The organism is Sphaerospermopsis sp. FACHB-1094 (genome assembly GCF_014696195.1).
GTDB classification, from domain to species: domain Bacteria; phylum Cyanobacteriota; class Cyanobacteriia; order Cyanobacteriales; family Nostocaceae; genus Sphaerospermopsis; species Sphaerospermopsis kisseleviana.
This window is the reverse complement of record NZ_JACJPT010000022.1, coordinates 36,102-61,478: the sequence shown is the minus strand read 5'-3', so window position 1 is coordinate 61,478 and position 25,377 is coordinate 36,102. Positions and strand designations below refer to the sequence as shown.

The window sequence follows — 25,377 nt, the reverse complement described above, 5'->3', positions numbered from 1 at the left end:
ACCCTTCAAAACCCTTGCACTAATTTCTGTGTTTATCAGCCTCTAACCTTTGATATATCAAGGTTTTAGGTTTATTCAGCAAACCCTATTTACCTCTGATTTGAGTCAGTATTGATACTCGTTGCTTCAAGAACAAGATTAATTAAGATATACAATTATTTAACTCTTTTAAACTCGAACAATATACAGGTAAAGTATTGCTAAATAAAGGTTTTAGCCCATTTTCATCACTTTTGACAAGATGGTAAAAAAATTTTTGCTAGAGGTGATATGAAACTGATCAGATGTGGGTAAGTTATTTGTACAAAGAAACAAACAATACTTCACCTGAAGGAAAACTACTATGAAAACTGAACTGAAAGCAAAATTCTTAGAACACATCCTGGGTAAAAAGAAAGAAAACGAAGGTTTCACCCTGATTGAATTATTAGTTGTTATCATCATCATCGTTATTCTATCTGCTATCGCGCTACCTTCTTTCCTTAACCAAGCTGCAAAAGCTAAACAATCAGAAGCAAAAACCTATGTAAATTCAGTAAACAAAGCGCAACAGTCATACCGGATTGAGAATACATCCTTTGCGACAACGTTTGACCAGCTCAAAATAGGTATTCCTTCATCAACAGATTTCTATAATTATACAATACCCAGCGCCGATGTAAACAGCACAGTTGTTCTAGCGACAACAAAAGACCCAAGTTCTCTCAAAGGTTTTTCTGGTGGTGTAGTCATTCTCACTACTGGTCAAACTGAAGCTATTGCTTGTCAGACAACAGGTGTGCAGACAGGAACATCAGTTGCTGCACCTAATTTAAGCACTACTCCTAACACTTCAGCTTGTACTGGTCTGGAAAAAATGAAATAACACTTAATTTTTGCTTGTTGGAAATGCTAGATCAATGGAAGTGCATCTAGCATTTTTACCTGATTTTATCACATTATGTAGGGGTTAACAGTCGTTAATCCCTACAATGCTTTTGATTTTTAAGCTTATTTTCAGATCAGGCGTAATCTCACTTGGTAAGATATTTCCAAACGATTTCCAGTTTGTTCATTATGACTACCCAGTTAAATAATCAAGTTGCTTCAGCTTTAACTTTGTTAAGTATTCCAGAATATGAACAAAATATTGCTGAAAATCCCAGAGATGTTTCTAATTATTGGTATTTAGGGTTAGCCTTATTATTAGAGGGTAGAGAGGAAGAAGCCCAAATTACATGGATGACTCCCCTTCTGGAATTTGGAGAAGAAGAGTCAGAATCTTGGTTGCAAGAATTAACAGAAATTTTATTACATTCTGCTCAAGAACAAGAAGCAAATTCTAACAATAAATTAGCTTGGGTAATTCGTCAACACATTAAAGAATTTATACCTGATGATATTAATAATCTTTTAAAAATAATTGAACTAAACACTGACTTAAATATTGAGGATCTGGAAACGAATATTAATCAATTAGTTGAAACTATATCTCAACTAACAGAAACCCCTGTTTTTGACGAAAATTTATTAGTTAAAGTAATTGAAAAGTTAGTTCATCTTGATCCAGTTACTCCTCCTCCCTTTGTTGATCATCTGCTTGAAAAATTTATAATTCATTTATCAACATCTGACACCATTATTCCATTACTGAAAGGAAAAGCCGAAGCTTATTATCGGTTTTCTCAGTCTTATATGTCAATTTACTTTGCAAAAGTTGCTCTCCATTTAGACCCAAATAATTTAGATTGCATTAGAAAAATTGTTGCTCCTTTGCAAAGACTAGGATCAGCTTATACTAAAGAATCTATTGATTGGGTGAAAAAATATTTAGCCCTTGCTCAAAAACCAATTGATCAAATTAATGGTTACCATTACTTACTAGACGCATTATTAACTTCTTGTGCAAGTTGGGAAAAAGCAGTTCAAGCTTACCAAGCATATAAACTATATTTATCTAATGTTGTCAACAGCAAATCAGACGACGAAAGCTTAGTTCAGCTTCTTAGCATTGGCGCTTTTTTGTTATACATGGAAGATAATCCACGTGAAAATAGATTAATTCGCAATGGATTAGCTGCTTTATCTCAACAAGTGTTGTGGAAAAGTTTTCCCGAAAATATTAATACTTATCAAAAACGTTTTCAATCACATCGTCCTGCTTTGAGTGAGCGTCCTTTAAGAATAGGCTATTTATCAGAATGTTTTCGTACTCATTCTGTGGGTTTCTTAGCTTGGTGGTTGTTAAAATATCATGATCCTCAGCAATTTGATATTTATCTGTATTCTTTAAAAGAGAATATTTACGACCCCCATCAACAAGCTTACAAGAACGAATTTGGTGAGCGTTATCATCAAGAATGTTTGTCAATGGTAGCAATGGCAGATAAAATTAATGCAGATGAGATAGATATTTTAGTTGATTTAGATAGTTTAACTTCCTATGGTGGTTGCGCCATTTTAGCCTTGAAACCTGCACCCATTCAAATTAGTTGGTTAGGGTATGATGGGACTGGTTTTCCCACAGTAGATTATTTTATGGCTGATCACTATGTTCTACCAGAATCAGCACAGGATTATTACACAGAAAAAATTTGGCGACTGCCTGAAAATTATATTGGTATTGATGGTTTTACTATAGGAACACCAACTCTCACCAGAGAATCTTTAGATATTTCTGAAGATGGGATTATTTATTTTAGTTCTCAAACGGGATTAAAACGTAATCCTCAGAATATCCGATTGCAATTACAAATTCTTAAACAAGTACCTAATAGTTATTTTCTCCTCAAAAGTCATCGAACTAATTATCAAGATTTACAAGATTTTATCGCCCCAATTGCGGAAGCAGAAGGAGTTGATTTAAAACAGTTAAGATTTTTACCTTCTGCACCGTTAGATACAGAACATCGTGCTAATTTAGCTATTGCGGATGTTGTCTTAGATACCTATCCTTACAACGGTGCAACCACAACCCTAGAAACATTATGGATGGGAATACCTATAGTTACCAGAGTGGGAGAACAATTTGCAGCCCGTAATAGTTATACAATGATGATGAATGTGGGTGTAACTGAAGGAATAGCTTGGAGTGATGAAGAGTATGTAGAGTGGGGTGTAAGGTTGGGTAAGGATGAAAAATTAAGACAAGAAATAGTATGGAAACTACGAAAATCAAGACAAACATCTCCCCTCTGGAATGGTAAGAAATTTGCGCGGGAAATGGAGAAAGCTTATTTACAGATGTGGCAAATATATTTTTCTGGAGATGTCTATTGTTCTAGTTCATCCTGTCAATCCTTAAATCCTGGATATCCTGATTCAGACAATAAAGTTTTTATGTAAGTATTCGCTTACATTTTTATTGTTTATAACCAGATCCCAGAATTATTTAATAAGTCCGGGATCTATTGATTTTTACTCTAAACCATTAATATCAACACCTGAATTTTTCAACAAATCCCTTAACCTTGCTATTTCTAATTCTGCATCATCCGCACGTTGTTTTTCCTGTTCAGCACGTTGTTTTTCCTGTTCACTAACTTCTTTATCTGTTAACAGCAACTCACCATCTAAAGTTTCCCACCGTAACCAAACCGTATCCACACCTCTATACACACCTTGCCAACACACTAAAGCTAATTGCAATTTCTTACTAATATAGCGATTTTTATCATCACGGGTTAGAGGTTGATATACTCCCTCAACAATAGCAAAACCCGCCCAATCATCAGGATTAAAAGGATCATACCAGAAATACTCCGGTACTCGCATCCGGTCTTGATAAACTAATTTTTTCTTAGTTTTATCATAATTAGCAGTGCTTTCTGATAATAACTCTATCACCACATCAGGGGTTTTTCCTTCTTCCCAAACTACCCAGCTTTTTCTTTCCTGTTGTGATACATCTAAAACACAGAAAAAATCAGGACCTTTATAATCATATTTTTTCACTTGGTAGGGACTAAAATAAACAAACATATTCCCTGCGGCAAAACCATCTTGACGTTTTTCTAACCAAGGGTAGATGGTTTCCAAAAGTAAATCCATTTGGTATTTATGTCGCAGAGTTTCCATAACGTCATCGTCATCACAGGGGAGATCATGTTGGTTGGGAAAATTAATCAGTTGTTCTTCTGAGTTGGAAATTGTTTCTTCTGTGGTGAATGGGAGCATAATTTTATTCACTCCTATTTTATCTGTTATTGATTAATCATATCCGCCAAAGGTTTAGGGACTTACCTTGTAGGGGCGAAGCATTCGGGTGATAACCTATTGCTGAAACCAGTTCATATTCTGTCCGAATGCTATACGCCCTTACGATTAATGCATCGGTGTTCTAGCAGTCTATTTACTCATCTAATTCTATTCCCAATTGTCGCAATTTAGCCGCTAATTTATCCGCCCGTTGTTTTTCTTGTTCAGCCCGTTGTTTTTCTTGTTCAGCCCGTTTTTTTTCCTGTTCAGCCCGTTGTTTTTCCTGTTCAGCCCGTTGTTTTTCCTGTTCAGCTTGTTCTTCTCCTGTTAACAATAAATTACCATCTAAATCCCACCATCTTAACCAAGGTAACTCTACATTTTTATATGTTCCTTGCCAAATACCCAACTCTACACCCATTTTTTGAATTAGATAACGACCCCTTTCATTAGGTGACATTAAATAATACTTTCCCTCAACTAAATGATATAATTCCAATGATGCTTTCTGCACTTCATAAATTCCATAAAAAGGTACTCTAATCGCTTTTTCATACACCCAAAATTTACCTAAATATGGCGTTTCATCCCTTTCTTCAGCACCATTACCTGAGACAAATTCAATCACAATTAAAGGAGCGACAAATTCTTGCCATAACACATAAGAACGGCGCATTTGTCCATTTAAAGTTGGCGGTACATCAGGAACATAAAACCAATCTGGTGCTTCTGCTCCTTTTTGTGGTGGCTCAGTAATACGCCAATAAATACCGCTATCTTGACCTATACAAAATTGTTTATCTGGATGAATTTCCTGTAATCTTGACCAAATAGATTCTGTTAATAAAATACTTTGAGGATGTTCTTGAAAATTTTTCACAAAAGTTCCATCTTCACAGGGTAATTGAGTATGGTCTGGTAATTGGGTGGGTAGATCAGTTGGCAGATCAAGTTTCATATCAAGTTTCACAGTGTCCATAATTTCCCATTGTGTAGGTTTGTGTTAGCTAGGATAGGTTATGGCATGGCATTCACCTGAGTTTATTGTAAACAATTCAATATTAGGGCAAATATTAGGGCGGGCAGGGATGCCCACCTCACAAGAGTTAAACTTGTTTAGTTCATAAAATTTAAATGCGTAATAGCTCACTTATTTAGCCGCTTGATTATTTCCCTCTGCTCTATTTTTCACATCCGCCAACACAGTCTGGTAATCCTCCCGATCAGGATGCAACTTCACCAAACGTTCCATCAGAGCGATCGCTCCCTGATTATCCCCCATCTGTAACTTCATCACTGACAACTTCTCCAAAGCAACTTGATTATTAGGTTCACGCTGCAAAACCAACTCATAACCCTTAATTTGTTTCTCTAACCCAGTCTCAGCAGATTCAACCACCGATTGCTGCGGTTGTTGCCAAGCCCGTTGAATCGTACTAAACCCCCCAAACAATATAGAACCACCGAAGCCCAATAAAGAAATATATGTAACAATTCTTTGCTTTCTTGCAATTTGCTGACGACGTTTTTCTAAGTAATCACTACCAGAACTAGCCATGTATCAATACTTGCTGCGGTAAACACAGAAAAACAGCAATCTTCCTCTCCTATTTATGAGATTACCCACAAACCCCAAGAAAATATCACAGCCTCCTGTGCCTCCTGCCTTTAGTCGTAATTACCGTACAAAACCAAATTTTTAGCAATTTCCCAGAATCATTTATGATATACTCTAGAAGTTAAGACTAGCTTCGCCAAACTATAGGACTCGCGCACCAGTAAAAAATGCCAACTGGAAAGCAGTTTTAACTAAGTATTCACACAAATAAAATTTGAACCACATCGAGGTTATGACTCAGCAAGTGATTCACCCTATGGTGAAATTGCAGCGCAATGTGCAATCACTCGTAGAATCCAGTATTATCAAGCCCAGCGATAGCATCTGGAAAATTGCCTTCCTCTACGGCAATGAATGGCAACACTGGAAACAAGAACTCCTGGACTTTGGCTTTAGTATGCAAGATCCCATTGGTGATCTATTAGCAGTAGAAACTTGGGACGAAGATTAGGGACTGGGGACTGGTGACTGGGGACTGGTGACTGGGAAAAGAATTTCACGTAATTACCAATTACCAATTACCCATTACCCATTACCCAATCACTAACAAGCCATCAAAGCCTTAGCCAACTCCTTAGCACTTTGAAAGCGATCGCGTGGTAAAGCTTCCGTCACCCGTTCAATAATTTCGCGGAGTTGAGGAGTAATTGTCGGCACATTTTTCACATCAAAACAAACACCACGTCCCCTGTGGCGGATAAAATTTACAGGATTTTGCCCAGTCAGTAAAAAAATCAGCGTTGGACCGATAGCATACAAATCCGATTGTGTCAATGGTTGTCCTCGTTCCTGCTCAGGAGCGCAATAACCTTCAGCGCCGATCCTCGTCCCTGGTGCAGTGCCAATTTCCTTCACAGCACCAAAATCCAACACCACAATTTGATTATTAGCATTTCTTACCATCAAATTAGCAGGTTTAATATCCCGGTGAATCAGAGGTGGATCTTGGTTATGGAGATAATCTAAAATATCGCAAGTCTGAATCATCCAAGCGATCGCCTGATGAGGAGTCACAGGACCAGTAGTATATACACGCTTTTCCAAATCCTGTCCGTGAATTAACTCCATTGCCAAGTAGTTTTTCCTATCTTCGGCAAAAAAATCATAATATTTGGGAATTCCTCGATAATTAAGACATTTCAGAGTTTTCGCTTCTCGTTCAAACAACTCCTGCGCTTTAGCAATTTTAGCCATATCCGCATTCATCTGCTTTAACACCAACAGTTGAGGAACACCTGTAATTACACCTGTAGCATCCCAAGCTAGGTAAGTAGTACCCATACCACCCTGTCCCAGTGTGCGTAAGACCTGATAATGGCGAATTCGCTTGATCACAGTTAGCGGTTGACCACAGTGAACACAAAATATATTATTTGGGGAATTTCCTTCGTGATTGCAATGGGAAACTGCAACTTTCTCAATTTCCTGGTGTATTGGTTGCCAAGGTGAAACCGTCAGTTCCGGTATATCCTCAAGTTGGAATTTGAGTATAGGTCCTCCCTGTGCTAGTTGCAGGAGAGAATTATCGGATAACGTACTTTTTGTTACCAGAACACCATTAAGAAAAGTACCATTTGTCCCTTGACTAATTACCTGCCAAGCATCACTGCTGCTGCCAGCACTCAATTGTTGAAGTTGCAGATGATACCGAGAAACTAAACTATCATTGAGTACAACATGATTATCCACCGCGCGACCAATGCGAATCACAGAGGAACCCTGAAAACTCCACTGTTTAAGCGGCGTTTTATTTTTCGTGTCTAACAGGGTCAGTGTTACCACAATCAAAATTTATAATTCATAATTATTTATCTATCAGAAAAGAGAACTACTTGTAAAGACATGGCCTATCAACCTCATTTCCATTCTATGTCAACTTTGCCGATAGGGTTAACAGCTAGTTAGCATGAGTTAGCTTGTTTGTATCGGAGAAACCTTAACCCGAATCAATATAGCCGTAATATTGTCGTGACCATTGTATTCATTTGCTAGATCAACCAAGTCGCTCAGACCTGATTCCAAATTTGTACTCGAACTGAGCAACGGTGTGAGGTGAGTCTGCCAATTAGTTTCCAATAAATCATTATCTGATAACCCATCGGAAACCAACAACAGCAAACAATCTTCATGAATCTCAAAGAAATTGATATCAGGATGGACAAAATCGGCATCTCGTGGACCCAAAGCTTGAGTCAGTTGGTAGGCATCTGGACGAGCATAAGCTACACTGGGAGATAATCCTTTAGCAATTTCCCGTTGACCCACTTCATGGTCTACAGTCATTTGTTCTAGACCGCCCTTGGGTGTGAGGCGATAAAGACGACTATCTCCCAGATGGGCAACTGCTAACTTAGTGTTTTGCATCAATAACATCACCAAAGTTGTACCCATGCGCCCCACACCAGAACGCAGTCCTTGTTGATTGAGATCATAAATCGTTTGATTAGCTAACAAAACCGCTGCTTCGATCATTTCAGATGTTGGTAGTTCCTCCCCAACCCACTTTTCTTGAAAGTATTTTCGCAAAGTAGTTACAGCCAACTCACTGGCCACCTCACCTCCAGCGTGTCCCCCCATACCATCACAGAGAATATACAAACCCCTAGCTTGCAAATGGCGATTTCCAGGTACATCCAGCTTTTGCTGCTTGGTTTCAATGGCAAAATAATCTTCGTTGTGATCACGTTGACGACCGACATCAGTGCGTCCTACATCTTCCACACTCCTTAATTGCATTGGCAAGATAATTGTCGGTGCATCTTCATTTCTTTCCTCATCCTGACAATTATCATCTTGCAACAAAGTTGGCGCAGAAGTATATTTTGTCTCTGTAGAAGCAAGACCAGAGTTAGAAGGTGATTGTAGTTCTGTGGATATTTCCTCCAAATGCGATCGCAATTCTTCCCCAGTTGCAATCTTACCAGCTTCTAAATCATCCAAAATTTCCACAAGAGAGGCAATATGAGTATGTTGAGACTGTAGACATAAATTGCGCCAAACCCTTCCCAAAGACTTGATAGTTAAAGGCCGCTCGCCATCAGTAGGCAAATTTTTAGTAGGTGTTTCCAGATCCAACCGTTGCAACCCCAGTGTTTGGTCTTCATCTAGTCGCAGATTTGATAACTTCAACAAACTTTGACGACAATTCACTGGTTTCAGTATCTCCCAAAGTTGGATCATCTGATAACACCAGTGTAAAATCTGTAGTGGATGGGTGGCTGGATCTTGCCACGCCTTCAGTAACAACTGCCAATGGGAACGGTCTTCAATCAGTACCACCTGCATATTATCTTGTTGCCAAGCATCGTGAATTATGGGTATTCCCGGTGACATTTCCTGTTGTAATGCCACATAAGCTTGAGCCAAACTAGGAATGCCAATTACACTCACCGATGGCACAATCAAACCCTGTGGTTGATGTTCCAGCATCGCCTCAATAGGTGAAATGTGAAAGGGTTGGCAATCTAAAACTTTGACTTTATACTCAGTACCACCCGCTATCACTTCCGGTTCTGGTAAAGGTTCTAATAATTGATAGCGTTGTCCCCGATCTAAAAATGAGCCTACCGCAAATTGTAGACGGGTGTTTGTGTTACCTATATCTGGTGTTAATTTTTCTTCCCCAAATTCGGAAAAGACGACAGATGTTTCTTGGGTAATCATTGCCCACCAAATCGTGCCACATTCTGCACCACACTTGTGACAGTATTGATTATTTAAAAGGACTTCTGCCCCACATTCAGGACAAGTCTTATAAGTTAAAGACGTGCCACAACTTTGACAAAACTTATTGTCATTGGGATTTTCAAATTGACATTGCGGGCAAATGAGCATAGTAGAAATTCCTTGCTTTTTCTTCTAAGATGCTTCTAGCTACTAAATCTATAACGTCTCTACTGGGATAAAATCTATCCACAATTACTAACTTACTGCCATATAGTTGTGTTTTATATTCTAGTATGACTTTTGACTTTTGACTTTTGACTTTTGACTTCCGCGAAGCGGTACTAGTTGTCTTCTAAATTCATAAAAGCCCATATCTGATATAGCTTTTGATAATTTCCCATTAGCTAACATCTCGGATACAGTCAAATCCTCTATCCCTATCACCGCGTGGTTTTTGCTAATATAGGGGATGCGGAATAAACCAAAAAGGCTCATAAAAAAGACGGTAGGTGCTTTCGTTATAGAGTCTTGAGTCTGAAAAACCTTGCACTTTTATGGGCAGCCAGAAATAAAAAAATGTCTTTAATTCTCCTCCTGACTCCTATTCCCATGACTTACGTCACGCTGCGCGAACACGAAAAGACTTTCTCAGCAACCCCTAATATAGGTCGTGATTTTATGTAATGTATCTTTTCTATAGCGTTTCCCAGTCTCATGAGGTACACCCTAATTTATTTACTGTTACCAATTCCTAATTCCTAATTCCTAATTGCCAATTCCCAATTCCCTAAGATAAAAAAATCTGTACCTCACTAACTTGGTAAATGCTGTAATGTTGGCTATTTTTTGGTGTAATCTCGCTAATTCGATAACTCTTAAAGTCTTACATGATAAGAAATAATGGGCAATTAATAATTAAGAATATCTATTACTAATTACCCATTTCTCATTACCCATTACTAATCTCTAGATTAGCAAAAGTAGTTGATTACTGTATTATCTCATGTTGGAAGTTTTGCTTAAATTATCACTGAGTCATGTAATGATATTTTCTCTAATAAAGGTAATAAAGGTAGTAAATACCACTATAGCCGAGAATATAAATGTAATCTGAAATACAATTTATACAGCGAAAAGCTTAACAAAATCTAAAGAAAAATATTTTGTGACTTAAAATACAGTTTTTCTTTTTCTGTGGCGGTTGAATACAAAAACAACCTATTTGAAAACAAGAGGATAAATATACTTGTCTCAAAGATTAAAGTACGGGGATCACTAAGAATGAAAACAAAAGTTACAGGAAAAGTAAATTTATATATCTAAAGTGTGACGAATAAAAATAAGAAGACTAAGATAATGAATAAGGATAAGTACCTGGGCAAAATTAATTTAACATTTTTGGAACAAACAAAAATCTCTGTATTCCTTATCTGTATCTGTTCCCTGTTAATAGTTCCCTGTTCCCTCTCCCAAATATAAAATTTATTTTGCACGACTACTTACGTGAAATTTTTAAATTGTTAAATTTGTTAAAAAAGAGCCGCCTCTGTGGCTATAAATCTTGACTGGCTAGAGTTACGGATTTTTACCAACATTATTTAATCCAGGGGTTTTAAAATGCAAGTTTTACAAAAAATTCATTGCCCAAATTGCGGCAGTACAGCTGAACGTCACTTTATTGCTGAGAGTCAAGTCACCAGAACCCAATGCCCAACCTGTGATTACCTGATGATTAGCTGCACTCGCACTGGTAGGGTTATTGAGGCTTATGCACCAGGTATTTATGCTAAAAAATAGTGATTGGTGATTGGTGATTGGTGATTGGTGATTGGGTAGTAATTTATAATTATGAATTATGAATTATGAATTATGAATTACCAATTACCTTTTATTTCTTCTCAGTTGTCCACAAGCTGCGTCTGCTTCTAAACCGCGAGAATATCTGACACTCACAGCAATGTTTTGTTGTTGGAGAACATTAACAAAAGCTTGTATTCTATCGCGGTTTGGTCTTTTATAATCTACTTCCTCGATAGGGTTGTAAGGAATTAAATTCACATGACTTTGAAAACCGCGCAGACGTTTTGATAATTCTAAAGCGTGTTCTGGTAAGTCATTTACTCCCGCTAAAAGGATATATTCAAAAGTTACTCTGCGTCCGGTTATTTCTACATATTCTCGACATTCTGCGAGTAAGTCTTCGATGGGGTAGGGTTTAGCACTGGGAATAATTTGCTCTCTTAATGTTTGGTTTGGTGCATGAAGACTGACAGCGAGGGTAATTTGAAAATGGTGTTCGGCTAATTGACGAATGCGATCGCGAATACCTACAGTAGAAACAGTGAGCGATCGCGCTCCTATTCCCACATCTTGATTTAAAGATTTCAAAGCCAAAATTACATTTTCCGTATTCAACAACGGTTCACCCATCCCCATAAACACCACATTACTCACCCGTTGCTGAAAATCTTCCTGTACAGTTAAAACTTGATCCACAATTTCTGCACGACTCAGATTACGTTTAAAACCTCCTTTCCCCGTCGCACAAAAATCACAGGCCATTGGACAACCAACTTGAGTAGAAACACAAACCGTTAACCGCTTATCACTGGGAATACCAACAGTTTCAATAATTTCTCCATCTGCTAATTTCAACAGATATTTTACCGTATCATCAGCAGCAACAGAACGATAATGTAGAGATGAACGACCTATAGGAATATCCATAACTTTTTCTCGCCAACTTTTAGGAAATACAGAAACATCTGCTAAATTACGCACACCTTTATCATATATCCAATTATGTAGTTGTTTCCCCCGGTATCCAGGTTGTCCTTGTTCTTGAACCCAAGCGGTTAACTCAGCTACCGAAGCACCGAGAAGAGGGGAAACAAGTTCAGAGTTTGCAGTGGTAGAGTTTGTAGAGTTAGTGGAATTTACCAGAGATACCAGGGGTGTAGCAGACATAAAAAAACCATAATTTGATTCTATATCTCTATCCTACACCCATGCTCTCAACTTGTGTTGCTTTTCTGACGCGAATTAATAGGAATTTGAATAATAAATTCTGTACCCATTCCCGGTTCAGACAAGCACTCTATTCTCCCACTATGTTTGTCTACGATAATTTGATAACTAATTGATAAACCTAAACCTGTACCTTCACCAACAGGTTTAGTTGTGAAAAAAGGATCAAATATCCGTTGTTTAATTTCTGGATTAATTCCCATTGCATTATCTTTAATGGAAATTTTCACCCAATCATTATTAATGATAGCTGTACTAATTTTAATTTGACTAAAATACAATTCTTTTTCCGCTTTTGATAAACTCTGCTCATGTTGATATAAAGCATCAATCGCATTACTGATAATATTCATAAACACCTGATTTAGCTGCGAAGCGTAACAGATAACTAAAGGTAACTTACCATAATCTTTAGTAACTATATTTTGTGCATAACCTAACTTTTCCTTAAACCGGGGTTGCAACAGCATTAATGTACTTTCAATCCCCTCATGGATATCTACAAACTTCATTTCTGATTCATCTAAACGGGAAAAATTACGTAATCCTAGAACAATGTTGCGGATACGATCTGCACCTACAGACATTGAACTGAGTATTTTTGGTAAGTCTACAATCAAAAAATCTAAATCTATTTCTGCCATCTTTTGTTGCAATAAAGATGTAGGTTGGGGATACTCTTGTTTATAAAGATTGAGCAAATTTATCAAAGCTTCAATATAGTTTTGAGCATGATCGATATTACCATAGATAAAATTTACAGGATTATTAATTTCATGGGCAATACCAGCAACTAATTGTCCTAAACTAGACATTTTTTCCGTTTGAATTAATTGCAGTTGTGTAAATTGTAATTCCCGCAGTGTTTTTTCTAAGTGCAGATTTTTTTCATTTAATTCCTGAGTTCTATTGGCAACTTTTTCTTCTAATTTACCATAGAGTTGGGCATTTTCTAAGGAAATAGCTGCTTGGGAAGATAAAAGTTTTAATACTTTCAGTCTTTCCGGGGTAAATGCACCTACTGTTAAATCATTTTCTAAATAGATAATGCCGATAACTTTACCTTGATTGCAAATAGGATTGCAGAGAATAGATTTAGGTTGATATTTAATAATATAAGGATCAACAGCAAATGTTTTTTCATTAGTAGCATCATTAATCAAGATGTCTTTTTGAGTATTCAAAACATAATTGATAACGCTTAATGGTAAGTTTTGATGCTCACTGAATTGTGTAAAGTTTAACTCAACTTTTTGGTTTTCTCGATATTGTGGTACAACAAATAAGTTGCCTTCTTGCTGTAAAATAAAAACAGCTTTTTTTGCTCCTGTATTTTCTACAATTACATCCAGTAAAGTATGTAGTAATTTTTCTATCTTAATTTCCGAAGAAATGGCTAGAGATGCTTTAGTAACTGTTTCTAAATCTAAAATTGCTGATACACTGCTATTGCTAGAATCAGATATAAGCTTACTAATCAAATTAGGTTCTTCACTGTCTATTGCTTTTTGCTTGAGAATAGGAATAAGTAGCTGAGGATAGGTTATTTCTAAATCTTCTACTTTAGCTTTAGCACCCCAATTAACATAACAATAATAAGCATCTATTAAGTAAGTTTGAGCAATTTTTATTTTACCAGATTCCAGATAAAATTGAGCAGCTAATTCATTCGCAATTGCTTCTTCTTGGATATATTTATTTTCCTTTGCTCCAGCAATTGCTTGATCATAAAGTTCCATCGCTTGCCAATTATTACCCAAAACTCTTTCTATTTCTGCTGCCACTAAATCATACTTATGCTGATAGTTTTGCGGTGCATGATTAGCCCAAAATTGCATTTGTTTTTGATTGGCTAAAACAGTTTTTAAACTTGTCTTTTGTTCGCTTATAGATTGATTTGGATATTCAGCCAAAAGAGATAAAGAGTAGTATAAATTATGGTAACTTACAGTAATTTGTCCAACAACATACTTTAAATATTCCTGTCCTTTAACCGCACTTTCAAGGGATTTTTCAGTATTTCTAAAAAAATAAAAAAATATACTTTTTGCTAAATACAAAGAAAACAATGTTGTAGAGCTGTTGGTCTCTAATAAAAGTGGTAATAATACAGATTCATTAAATGAATTACCACTAAAATCCGATTTCTTAATATTATTGCTATCTAAAAAATTCAACACAAACTGTTTCCAGACTTGGTGAACAGGAACAGTTCCCTCTTGCTTGAAATTACACATTAAATGTATATATGTTTCGAGATGCTGAAATATAGATGCTAAATTTTCTCCATTTAATATCATATTTATATTGTACATAGCGGAAGCATAACCAGCATATTCTAAATCTCCCACTTCTATACCACAATTTATAGATTCCAGTAAACTATCTATTGTTTTATCAACATGATTTTTCCAAAAATTAATATTAGCATTCCACATTACCAAAACTCTACATTTGATTTCTTTGGCATCCAATTTATCCAATAAATTCAAAGCCAATTTACCATAGCGGTATCCAGTATCAATATCTAAGAAAAATCCACATAATATTACACCATAATTCACATACCCATGAGCAGAACTTGAACAATTACCATATTTAACCGATAAATGTATCATTGTAAAAATAATTGCTGGAAATAATGCCGGATCAACAAAATAACTAGCAGCAGTCATGTTAGCTAAAATCCGCATCGCTGCAATTTTATCCGGTGCAGTCATCACAGGTAAATTGATTAAATCATCAACATTTAAGTTTTCTGGTGGTTCTTTTTCTAAGTTAACTCCCAACAAATTGGTAATATTTAAACCTGTTTCAATGGCTAATTGGATTTGTACCTGAGCCATATATATTTGCATTTCTGCTTCATATACTTTCACTTGATCAAGTAAACTATGTGCATGGTTTTTGACTATTTTTATATAGGTTTGTGCTTGATCAAAATTAATGTTTAAAAATTCGGCTTCGACAGCTTCTACATAAAGATTTAAAGTCAAATCATACTGATTTTGCCAACTATCTATTGCTAACAGTTCTAAACCCATTCTTAAATATATCACAGCGGCTTCATAAGCTGTAGACAACTTAGCTTTTTGCCCTGCAATTAAGTTGAGTTTAGCTAATTCATATTTATCTAATTCATTAGTAATTAATTCAACACTAATATTAAGCTGGTTGACTATTTCAAATATTCTTTCTTCTAGTTCCCCAGAATCAGTATTTTTTAAAATTAATTTGCCGATTTTCAGGTGTGTTGCTTGTTTCTCCGCATCAGGAATCAAGAAATAAGCAGCTTGTTGTACTCTGTCATGGAGAAACTTATATTTAACTGTCAGTCTTTCCAAATTATTTAATTTTAATTCCGCAGCAGATAAGGAAATAACATCTATACTATCTGCACTATCTACATAAAATTTATAACTTTCATCTTGTGGTAAAATCAAACCTTGTTTCAAAGCATTCCATAAATTTGTAGCTATTTTTAATTGTGATTTTTCACAGACGATAGATAAAGTATATAAATCAAATTGATTACCTATACAAGCTGCAATTTTCAAGATGTTTTGTGTATCAACTGGTAATTTTTTGATTTGCGTTCCTAAAAACTCTACAATATCATCATTTTGATATAAAGCCTTAGCTGCATAAATATCACACTGCCAATAACCAAGATTAAAATTAAAACTAATCAACCCATCCTCATACATGGATTTCATAAATTGATTAGTAAAAAATGGGTTTCCTTGGGTTTTGATTAACAGTAATTCAGTGAGGGATTCTGTTTCAGATTCTGGACAATATAAAGTATCTACTATTAGTTGATTTAAGTGTGATTTATCTAAAGGCTGTAGGTTTATTTGATTAAATATAACATCTGCTTTGCTAATATTATCTAAGGTGATTATTAAAGGATGTCCAGTATAGACTTCATTATCTCGATATGCACCAATTAACAATAAATATTGAGTATCTGTTTCACTAATTAATAATTCTATTAACTTCAAAGAAGCTGCATCAGCCCATTGTAAATCATCTAAAAAAATTACTAATGGATGTTCTTTTGTGGCAAATATTTGAATAAATTTACCAAAGAGAAAATTAAAGCGATTTTGAGCAGCACTACCTGTAAGTTCTGGGACATCAGGTTGCTTACCAGTCATATTTTCTAGTTCGGGAATGACATCAATGATAACTTGTCCTTGTTCTCCCAGTGCGGATAGAATATGATTTTTCCATTCTTGTAACTTGTCGGTACTTTCGGTTAAAAGTTGCTGTAATAAACTCTGCAATGCTTTTACTAAAGCCGACAAAGGAATATTGCGTTGAAATTGATCATATTTGCCAGAAATAAAATAACCTTTTTGACGGATAATAGGTTTATGAATTTCATTAATAACCGCAGTTTTACCAATACCAGAAAAACCAGCTACTAAGATTAATTCTTTATTGCCATTACTGACTCTTTCAAAAGCATCCAATAAAGTAATAATCTCATTTTCTCTACCATAAATTTTATCAGAAATTATAAATCTGTCGGCTATATCTCTTTGTCCTAAATCAAAATGAGAAATTGCACCTTGATTTAATAACATTTGTTGACAGATTTCTAAATCATATCTAATTCCCCTGGCTGTTTGATATCTTTCCTCTGGTGTTTTTGCCATTAATTTCAGAATGATATCTGCTACAATCTCAGGAATTTGGGGATTAATTTCCCTGGGATGTTCAGGAGTTTTCGCCAGATGACAATGCACCAACTCTAAAGGATTATTACTCATAAAAGGTAATTGTCCTGTGAGTAATTCATACAATGTCACACCCAAAGAATAAAAATCCGTCCGGTAGTCTATCCCGCGATTCATTCTTCCCGTTTGTTCTGGTGACATATAGGGAAGCGTTCCTTCTAATACATTTAGGTTTTTAATTTCAGCAACTTCTTTAGGTAAAAGACAAGAAATACTAAAATCTATGAGTTTAATTTTCTTTGTTTGTGGATTAATAATAATATTTTTGGGCTTGATATCTTTATGAATAATTTTATTTTGATATAGATATTCTAACGCCTCAACAATGGAAATAGAAATATGGAAAAACCAATCTAATGTTAATGGTTGCCACTTAGCATATTGATGAAGAGATATGCCGTCAATATCTTCTAAAATCAGAGCATAACTATTACCATAAGTTTCTAAAACATAGGATTTGATAATATTCGGATGTTCTATTTCTTGGGTAATTGTGAACTGATTTTTTAAGGATATCAATTCGTGCAATTGGGGATATTGTGCGTTTAAAGTTTTGATGATGACTGGAGTTTGAGTCTTTTCTTGCTCACCACGATATACAGTCGTTCTAGTGCTAACATGAATGACTTCTGTGATGCGATAACCAGGAATAGTGATAGCAGAGATATTACTCTTGCTCATAACTCATTATTTGATAAATAGGGAATAGTTAGGTTTATTTATTTAGACATCAACTAAATGCTTTAGACAACTTTTGTAGAGACGCTTCATGGAACATCTCTAGATTATTTGTCCCCAGATGTCTATTTAATCTGAAATTTATTAGCTGATAGCTGATAGCTGATAGCTGAATGCTTAAAAAACATTAACCAAAGGTTGTACTATTCCAACCCCACATAAAACCCTTAGCGTCAGCAAATTCTATATAAATTCTATTTGTAGGAACACCCAAGCAAAAGTTAATTTCCTGGCAAAATTCCTGACTCATAGCTAAAGTTTGTTCAGGTTTCATTGTGCCAACACTTTTAATTTCAATATAGCAAACTGGCTCTGTAGTTCCCGCAAAAGTCATGGGTACTTCAGGTTCAAAAGCTGTCATGACATAAGATTCAGGTTTACCTGTATGTTTAGCTAACTTCGCTGATAAACCTTTGAGCATGGACTCAATTTTAGCTTTTTCTGGAGCAGATACAGAAGTTTGGACTTTGATTAATGGCATAATCAACAATTCAAAATTTAAAATTACAAAAAAACCAAATAATTGCCGGAATAATCTTAATGAATTTTCAAATCTTCATTAAAATTTGAGAATTGCCATCCTGAGAAGGTAGCAATGATTCTCCTAATTTTACTTTGTTTTCTGCATTCAGTGATGAGATGAACGAAACAAATGATTATGTTGTGGATGGTATAAACGAGAACGACTTGTTACTGGTAAGAGGGCAGGACTAATGATATAAAGTGTAGTTCGCAGTAATTGTTCTTGTTGAGTACATTCTGCCATTTTGTCAAGAGGAACAACCCGGATTTTTTCATCAGGCCACCCGATACGAAAGCAAATAGCGACTTGGGTTTGTGGTGGGTAATGTTCCAAGAGTTGAGCTTGGGCATTGGCAACATGACGCGCACTCAGGTATAAACACAAACTAGCTTGATGTGCAGCCAAACTAGCCAATTCCTCTCTGGCTGGTACTTCTGTGCGTCCACTGATGCGGGTGAGGATAATACTTTGTACCAAATTAGGCACTGTTAACTCTATCTTGAGTTTAGCGGCCGCAGCTTGAAAAGCACTAATACCAGGGATAACTTCAAAAGGAATATTCGCCTCCGTCAAAAGCTGCATTTGCTCATGGATAGCACTGTAGAGACTAGGATCACCAGAATGAAGACGCACCACAGACTTATGCGATCGCACCGCTTCCACCATGATCGGTAAAATCTCTTCTAAAGTCTTATTCGCCGTTTTAATAATCTCGGCATCTTGCCGACAAATATCTAAAATCTGTTCTGGAATTAAAGAATCAGCAAATAAAATTACATCAGCCCTAGAGAGGAGTTTTTGCGCCTTAACCGTTAATAAATCTGGATCTCCAGGTCCGGCTCCCACAATATACACTGCTGATTCTAAGGGAGGAATCAAACTTGCATCACTCATATCATTCGTACATTCACTCATAGAAACCTACACAACTATTCCCAAAAAAATTTTTTTGGCATTTCTTGACTACCCTTCCGGATCAACGCCCCTAGCCTAGTAGAGAGATATGGTAGATGCACCCTGGTTAAGCCCTAGAGAAAACTCTGGGGCATTTTTTATTTTTGGGCAGGACCAGGAAGACAAGGAGGGAAGGTAGACAAGGAAGATTTGATACGCACAACAGTATTTTGACGGACTTTTTTGGTTACCAAGAGCATCTGATTTTGTACGGTTTTCCTCCCTTGTCCACTGTCCTTCCAAGTCATCCAAGTCTTGCCCTCACGACAATGTAAAAAACCTACCCCTGTGAGGGGGCGGGGGCGGGGTGCAGGGGAGAGGTATTTTTCCCCTTGCTCCCTGCTAGAAAGCTCCTTGTCCTCTTCATTTCCCCAGTCACTAATCACCAATCACCAGTCACCCCATCACCTTTAGAGGAAGAAACAACATCAGGTAAAGGGCGTTTGAATAAATAAAGCCAAGCTAAACCAGCTAAACCTAAAGAAATTCCCGTTAAACTAACTATTTGTGCAATCCTGAGTAGACCTAGCATCAAGCTATCTGTGCGTAAGCCTTCAATCCAAAATCGTCCTAAGCTGTAAGCTACCCAGTAAACGAGAAATAATGTGCCTACCTTTAGGCGTGGTTTGCCAGATAAAGCGCGAAAAAATAAAGTTAGCAGCAGGGCAAAACCCAATAAATTCCACAGAGATTCATAGAGAAAAGTGGGATGGAAATATTCAAAATTAGCCAAGTTGGGGGGACGATGATCCAAGGGAATATACAGCTTCCAGGGTAAATCCGTTGGTCTGCCAAAAGCTTCAGAATTGAAGAAATTACCCCAACGTCCAATCGCTTGCCCTAAAATCAGCGAAGGCGCTACTAAATCTGCTAATTGCCAAAAAGATATCTTTTTGACTTTGGCAAAGATTAATGCCGCTATGACACCACCAATAATTGCTCCATGAATGGCAATACCTCCCTGCCAAATGGCTATAATCCTCTCTGGATGCTGGGAATATTCTGACCATTGAAATAAAACATAATATAGCCTAGCTGCGGGAATAGCCCCAATTACCAGCCAAATCGACAAATCACTAATTAACTCAGGATTAACATGACGACGCTTTGCCAGATATTGCGAAAGACTAACGCCAATTAACACGGCTGAGGCAATCAACAAGCCATACCAGCGAATAATCACTGGACCAAGTTCAAATATAATTGGTCCTGGAGAAGTAAATTGAAATCCCAAGAGCAAAGCAGAAAAATCCAGTGCCATGCAAAATTACCTAAAAAAGTTGATTGACTACTGCTATTTTCTCGACCTCAACATCATAAGCTGGACTGGGGACTGGGGACTGGTGACTGGGGACTGGTGACTGGTGACTGGGTAATCACTTTTATGTTTTCTAATCAGCTATTCCCAATTCCCAATTCCCAATTCCCAATTCCCTATTCCCTATTCCCAATTCCCTGTATGTCGCTATAATTACCTAAAGCTGTTTAATTTACATAAATGATTGCTATTTATCCGGGGAGCTTTGACCCTATTACATTGGGACACCTTGATATCATTCAGCGCGGTAGTCGGCTGTTTGACGAGGTAATAGTGGCTGTATTGCGAAATCCTAACAAAATACCACTTTTTCCGGTGCAACAACGGATAGAACAAATTCGTCTGGCTACAAAACATTTACCGAATGTGGAGGTAGACAGTTTTGATGGACTTACCGTTAACTATGCCCAAATGCGACAAGCACAAGTTTTGTTACGTGGTTTACGAGCAGTTTCCGATTTTGAGATTGAGCTACAAATGGCTCACACTAATAAAACACTTTCCACTCAGATGGAAACAGTTTTTCTGGCCACCTCAAACGAGTATAGTTTTTTAAGTAGTAGTGTGGTAAAAGAGATTGCAAAGTTTGGTGGCTCTGTCGATCATCTTGTTCCCCCACACATTGCCCTGGATATATACCAATGCTACAACCAAAACTCTCCAAACCTGAACCCAACCACAACGGAAAAAATGTCCCACCTCAAGAAAACCCCAACGGACAAGGAGGTGTAGATATTCTCCAAGAACTTAACCGTTTAGAGGATATGATTCTTGCTGGTTTGCAAATTCCTTTGACTGGACGCACGCTGATAGATGAAGATAAGGTTCTAGAACAGCTTGATTTTGTGCGTGTTTCTTTACCGTCAGTGTTTCAGGCAGCAGCAGAACTCCTTCAAAACAAGGAGGAAATCATGCTGGAAGCGGAGGAGTACGGACAGCAGGTGGTAGAAGCAGCACAGGCTAAAAGAGCGCAAATTTTGTCTGATAGCGATATTATCAGACAAGCAGAAAGGGAAACTGAACAACTGCGTCGCAAAGTGCAGCAAGAGTGTGACGCAATGATGCAAGATACTCTGGCAGAAATTGAACGCAAAAAACGTGCTTGTATGCAAGAGTTAGAGGAAATGCGCCAAAATGCGATCGCTCAAGCTCAAGAAATTGAAGATGGTGCTGATCAATATGCCGATCATGTTCTAGAAAATATCGAACAGGATCTTCAGGAAATGTTACGAATTATTACTAATGGTAGATTACAATTGCGAGGAGAAATACCTAAGCAACGTAATTCGACCTATCCTAAGAAAAAATAATTTGTTCAATACCCAATATAGATCGTATCCGATTTCCAACTTTACCCAGAATCACTGTTGATCATCCAGTATATTTTTGCATAGGTTTTACAGTGCGACGCTGTTACCTTAGACTGTCTTAAAAGTAACGTAAGCAAGTATATCAAAAATATGAAATCTAAGGGTTTTCACATTTCTCGTTTATCTTTAGGCAGCAGTTTGACTGCTTTGTTAGTTATTGCTGGTAGTTCAACATTGCTACCCAGTCAGGTAAACGCTGGTTCTACTCAAACTTTGATTGCCCAAATTCCAGCCAGTGCTACAGTCATTTATGTTAATCCGGTAACTGGTCAAGATCGTGCCGGTGCTGGTGTGAGTGCAGCAACACCTTACAAAACTATTACCTTTGCTCTTTCCCAGGCGCAAGCAAACACAGTGATTCAACTTGCTCCTGGTAACTATACCAGAGACACAGGAGAAACTTTCCCTTTATTACTTAAACCAGGAGTAATGCTTCTGGGTAATGAATCTGCCAAAGGTCAAGGAACAATAATTACAGGTGGTGGGTTTTACACCAGTCGTACTTTTGCTAGACAGGATATAACAATCCTCGCAGAAAATAATACCACCATTGCTGGCTTAACTGTGACTAATGCCAATCAACGAGGTACTGCTGTTTGGGTAGAATCAAGCAATCCCACTATTAAAAACAATACTTTTACCAACAGTGTCAGAGAAGGGGTTTTTGTTACAGGTACAGGAAATCCCAAAATTGAAAATAACATCTTTTTCAAAAATGGAGGTAATGGGGTTTCTTTTGCCCGTTCTGCTCAAGGTGAAATTAGAAATAACTCCTTTGAAGATACTGGTTTTGGTTTGGCTATTGGTGGAAATTCTACACCTTTGGTAGAAGGCAACCAAATTCGTCAAAACCAAGATGGCCTGTTTATCTCTGAATCTGCCAAACCCATACTACGTCGGAATGTGATTCAGAACAATAAGCGGGATGGTATTGTTGCCACTATCAATGCTCTTCCCAACCTTGGTACTAATGACAGTCCTGGGGGTAATCTGATTCGTAATAACACTCGTCACGATTTGAATAATGCCACTAGAACTAACCGCATTCTTGCTGTTGGCAATGATATTGATCAAAAGCGAATTGTGGGCGCTGTAGATTTTGTAGCTGCAACTGTTACTCCTCCTGCTGATAATGGTGGTAGTACAGGTGCTACAGCATTTAAAGATGTTCCCACAGGTTATTGGGCAAAATCTTATATTGAAGCTTTAGCTGCCCAAAATATTATTGCAGGTTTTCCCGATGGCACTTTTAGACCTAATGAACCTGTCACTCGCGCCCAATTTGCGACTATTATCACTAAAGCTTTGACACCTGCTGTTAAACGTCAAGCTGTTCAGTTTAAGGATGTGCAAAGCAATTTTTGGGCTTATAATGCAATTCAAGAAGCTTACAAGAGTGCATTTGTGGCTGGTTATCCTGATGGTACTTTTAAACCACAGCAACAAATTCCTAGAGTTCAGGCTTTAGTGGCTTTAGCCAACGGGTTGAATTTCACTGCTAACAATAACAATATTGTCAGCGTTTACACGGATGCTGCTCAAATTCCTAATTATGCCATTGGACCTGTGGCCGCTGCTACTGTGAGACAATTGGTGGTGAATTATCCGACAGTGCAAAAACTTGATCCTAATCGTCAGGCAACTAGGGCGGAAATAGCTGCTTTTGTATATCAGGCACTTGTGGCTATTGGTAGGGCGCAGCCAATTTCTTCTGCTTATTTGGTGACAGCACAGTAACTTTCACAAATTCAATCAAACCCAATACCCAGATCCTTGACTTTTCCAAGCAGTCAGGGATCTATAGTCATCCGGTTTGATTTCTGAATTTATCTGTGTAGGCAGGCAAGAGGCAATAGTTCGACTTCGCTCACCAACCAGGCACTCATGCAAAAGGCTTTTAGAGAATTTTGGTGTACGGAGTTTTTTTCAATAATCAAATAGGAGTCCTATATCTCAGAGGATGTTTGAAAAGTCCAACTTGGGTGATTAGAAATCACATCTACACAGGGGTTGCTGAAAAAGTCCTTTTATATTCGCCGAAAATTTTTCTTCCTAATTTCTTCTCCTGACCCCTGACTCTTTGGAGCGTCGCTGTTCCCATCTCCACAGAAATACCATCAGGGCAACTATTCCTATTTGTAGGGCAAAGTTGGGTAAGGTGGTATCAAGATTTTTACCTGCAAGTAGTTGAAAGAAAAATACAAATGCACCGATAAAACCAGAAGCACCAACGCCAAGATAAATAAACTGCCTTAAACCCCGATAGGGTGAGGCCATTTCGGCTTTTAAGCGATTTTTGAGATTTGGGTCTACCATTTTTTTAAGAATTATGCTATAATTTTGGATGGTTTATGCCGATGTAGCACAGTGGTAGTGCAGCTGATTCGTAATCAGCAGGCCGTGGGTTCAAATCCCATCATCGGCTTGGGTTCTAGAAATTATATATTTTTATTGACCGGATTTTGCCTATTTGAAAAAAAATCTGGGCATTTTTAACACTTGCTTATTTAATACTTGGGGGATGCTGAATAAATGTAAAACATATATAAATCAAGAGATGGAGAATTTATTTTGCATGACTACTTAACATCCACAGCAAAAATCCTAAAATTGGCTCAACTGGTGGTAAGGGATATTCGGTAATATCAATAGTGACTGAATTACCTTCTAATTTCAAAAATTTCCAAGCTGTGCCACTGGTGACAGAACCAAAAATAGTAGAAATATTTATATTATTAGCAGCATTAAATTTTTGAGCAGCTACCATTTCTGCAATACACTGACCTAAACCACCATTCAAATTTTCTTTTTTTGCTTCTATAATGATAATAACTGGAGCTTGAATTTCTAATTGGGTGGGTGATTGACTAATCAGAAAATCACAAATACCATTAAGTCCCATGTTGGGATCTACAGTAAAATCTTCTCCAGAAAAAAGGCTTACTTGACGATTTAATAATCTTCTCACTGCTGTTAATACAGGGCTAATAATCCATTCAGAACGGGCTTTTTCGCTACCTCTTGCGAGTACCAAAGGTAAACCTTCTTCTAGTTCTTGACGTAATAAATCATCAGGTGCAACAAGAGGAACATCTGGGAAAAATCTTCCACTTTCATGGATGGTAATTGCTAAATCTTGGCGAACTTTTTTAAGTGTAAAATCACTGTAAGGCATGGTTTTAATTATGAATAAAAACGGATAGGAGAGTCAAATATTTGTTGTTATATCAATTCAAATGATA

At 37.1% G+C, this 25,377-nt stretch carries 20 protein-coding genes and 1 tRNA gene; 8 read left to right on the top strand and 13 right to left on the bottom strand.

What is annotated here, in order from left to right; genetic code table 11:
* Window positions 1-343: 343 nt before the first annotated feature.
* Both H6F47_RS09720 and H6F47_RS09715 read left to right on the top strand, forming a co-directional pair.
* Entirely contained in the window at window positions 344-865 is a 522-nt protein-coding gene (locus H6F47_RS09720) for a type IV pilin-like G/H family protein (RefSeq protein WP_096565300.1), read from the top strand.
* A 191-nt stretch (window positions 866-1,056) separates the two neighbouring features.
* Window positions 1,057-3,324 carry a hypothetical protein gene (locus H6F47_RS09715; protein WP_190648898.1) on the top strand — a complete coding sequence of 756 codons (2,268 nt, stop codon included), beginning with the start codon at window positions 1,057-1,059 and terminating at the stop codon, window positions 3,322-3,324.
* A gap of 72 nt (window positions 3,325-3,396) precedes the next feature.
* Here the strand turns inward: H6F47_RS09715 and H6F47_RS09710 are convergent, their stop codons facing one another.
* From H6F47_RS09710 to H6F47_RS09700, 3 genes are all read right to left on the bottom strand, one after another.
* Window positions 3,397-4,155 (bottom strand): Uma2 family endonuclease, encoded by a 759-nt coding sequence (locus H6F47_RS09710; RefSeq protein ID WP_190648895.1) that lies wholly within the window; start codon window positions 4,153-4,155, stop codon window positions 3,397-3,399.
* Window positions 4,156-4,330: 175 nt separating this feature from the next.
* Window positions 4,331-5,134, bottom strand: coding sequence for a Uma2 family endonuclease (locus tag H6F47_RS09705; RefSeq protein ID WP_242027375.1), 804 nt, complete (start codon window positions 5,132-5,134; stop codon window positions 4,331-4,333).
* Between the two features lie 192 nt (window positions 5,135-5,326).
* The gene (locus tag H6F47_RS09700) at window positions 5,327-5,734 is read right to left on the bottom strand and encodes a tetratricopeptide repeat protein (protein WP_137667533.1); all 408 of its coding nucleotides are present in this window, start codon (window positions 5,732-5,734) and stop codon (window positions 5,327-5,329) included.
* Window positions 5,735-6,026: 292 nt separating this feature from the next.
* Between H6F47_RS09700 and H6F47_RS09695 the strand changes: the two genes are divergently transcribed.
* Complete coding sequence (locus H6F47_RS09695; RefSeq protein WP_096565289.1) at window positions 6,027-6,245, top strand: DUF4327 family protein; 219 nt, start codon at window positions 6,027-6,029, stop codon at window positions 6,243-6,245.
* Here the strand turns inward: H6F47_RS09695 and H6F47_RS28480 are convergent.
* The 3 genes from H6F47_RS28480 to H6F47_RS09685 form a co-directional block, all read right to left on the bottom strand.
* Window positions 6,187-6,312 carry a hypothetical protein gene (locus H6F47_RS28480; protein WP_277876949.1) on the bottom strand — a complete coding sequence of 42 codons (126 nt, stop codon included), beginning with the start codon at window positions 6,310-6,312 and terminating at the stop codon, window positions 6,187-6,189. The two genes, H6F47_RS09695 and H6F47_RS28480, sit on opposite strands and share 59 nt — an antisense overlap.
* 25 nt (window positions 6,313-6,337) lie before the next feature.
* Window positions 6,338-7,576, bottom strand: coding sequence for a protein kinase (locus H6F47_RS09690; RefSeq protein WP_096565287.1), 1,239 nt, complete (start codon window positions 7,574-7,576; stop codon window positions 6,338-6,340).
* A gap of 129 nt (window positions 7,577-7,705) precedes the next feature.
* On the bottom strand, window positions 7,706-9,628 hold the full coding sequence (locus H6F47_RS09685) for a serine/threonine phosphatase (RefSeq protein ID WP_190346373.1): 1,923 nt from the start codon (window positions 9,626-9,628) through the stop codon (window positions 7,706-7,708).
* 1,449 nt (window positions 9,629-11,077) lie between these two features.
* On the opposite strand from H6F47_RS09685, the gene H6F47_RS09680 reads away from it, so the two are divergent.
* Window positions 11,078-11,257 carry a replication restart DNA helicase PriA gene (locus H6F47_RS09680; protein ID WP_096565283.1) on the top strand — a complete coding sequence of 60 codons (180 nt, stop codon included), beginning with the start codon at window positions 11,078-11,080 and terminating at the stop codon, window positions 11,255-11,257.
* 84 nt (window positions 11,258-11,341) lie between these two features.
* Here H6F47_RS09680 and rlmN read toward each other — a convergent pair whose 3' ends face one another.
* The 5 genes from rlmN to lgt form a co-directional block, all read right to left on the bottom strand.
* Window positions 11,342-12,427: a 23S rRNA (adenine(2503)-C(2))-methyltransferase RlmN gene (gene rlmN / locus H6F47_RS09675; RefSeq protein WP_190648890.1), complete on the bottom strand. Its 1,086-nt coding sequence runs from the start codon at window positions 12,425-12,427 to the stop codon at window positions 11,342-11,344.
* Between the two features lie 47 nt (window positions 12,428-12,474).
* Window positions 12,475-17,913, bottom strand: coding sequence for an ATP-binding sensor histidine kinase (locus H6F47_RS09670; protein WP_190648887.1), 5,439 nt, complete (start codon window positions 17,911-17,913; stop codon window positions 12,475-12,477).
* Between the two features lie 184 nt (window positions 17,914-18,097).
* A complete protein-coding gene (locus tag H6F47_RS09665) occupies window positions 18,098-18,451 on the bottom strand; it encodes a phenylpyruvate tautomerase MIF-related protein (protein WP_096565277.1) in 354 nt (117 codons plus the stop codon).
* A 147-nt stretch (window positions 18,452-18,598) separates the two neighbouring features.
* Window positions 18,599-19,408 carry a precorrin-4 C(11)-methyltransferase gene (cobM, locus tag H6F47_RS09660; protein ID WP_137667536.1) on the bottom strand — a complete coding sequence of 270 codons (810 nt, stop codon included), beginning with the start codon at window positions 19,406-19,408 and terminating at the stop codon, window positions 18,599-18,601.
* 421 nt (window positions 19,409-19,829) lie between these two features.
* Entirely contained in the window at window positions 19,830-20,708 is an 879-nt protein-coding gene (gene lgt, locus H6F47_RS09655; RefSeq protein WP_190648884.1) for a prolipoprotein diacylglyceryl transferase, read from the bottom strand.
* 237 nt (window positions 20,709-20,945) lie between these two features.
* Between lgt and coaD the strand changes: the two genes are divergently transcribed.
* The 3 genes from coaD (at window position 20,946) to H6F47_RS09640 (ending at window position 23,872) form a co-directional block, all read left to right on the top strand.
* Window positions 20,946-21,497: a pantetheine-phosphate adenylyltransferase gene (coaD, locus tag H6F47_RS09650; RefSeq protein ID WP_137668895.1), complete on the top strand. Its 552-nt coding sequence runs from the start codon at window positions 20,946-20,948 to the stop codon at window positions 21,495-21,497.
* On the top strand, window positions 21,407-22,075 hold the full coding sequence (locus H6F47_RS09645; RefSeq protein WP_190648881.1) for a DivIVA domain-containing protein: 669 nt from the start codon (window positions 21,407-21,409) through the stop codon (window positions 22,073-22,075). Before coaD ends, H6F47_RS09645 begins: the two co-directional genes overlap by 91 nt.
* 150 nt (window positions 22,076-22,225) lie before the next feature.
* Window positions 22,226-23,872 carry a DUF1565 domain-containing protein gene (locus H6F47_RS09640; protein WP_190648878.1) on the top strand — a complete coding sequence of 549 codons (1,647 nt, stop codon included), beginning with the start codon at window positions 22,226-22,228 and terminating at the stop codon, window positions 23,870-23,872.
* 315 nt (window positions 23,873-24,187) lie between these two features.
* Here H6F47_RS09640 and H6F47_RS09635 read toward each other — a convergent pair whose 3' ends face one another.
* Window positions 24,188-24,451: a DUF3493 domain-containing protein gene (locus H6F47_RS09635; protein WP_137668897.1), complete on the bottom strand. Its 264-nt coding sequence runs from the start codon at window positions 24,449-24,451 to the stop codon at window positions 24,188-24,190.
* 37 nt (window positions 24,452-24,488) lie between these two features.
* On the opposite strand from H6F47_RS09635, the gene H6F47_RS09630 reads away from it, so the two are divergent.
* Window positions 24,489-24,560: transfer RNA gene (locus H6F47_RS09630), tRNA-Thr, on the top strand.
* A gap of 141 nt (window positions 24,561-24,701) precedes the next feature.
* On the opposite strand, the gene H6F47_RS09625 is transcribed toward H6F47_RS09630, so the two are convergent.
* Complete coding sequence (locus H6F47_RS09625; protein ID WP_190648875.1) at window positions 24,702-25,310, bottom strand: hypothetical protein; 609 nt, start codon at window positions 25,308-25,310, stop codon at window positions 24,702-24,704.
* Window positions 25,311-25,377: the final 67 nt, after the last annotated feature.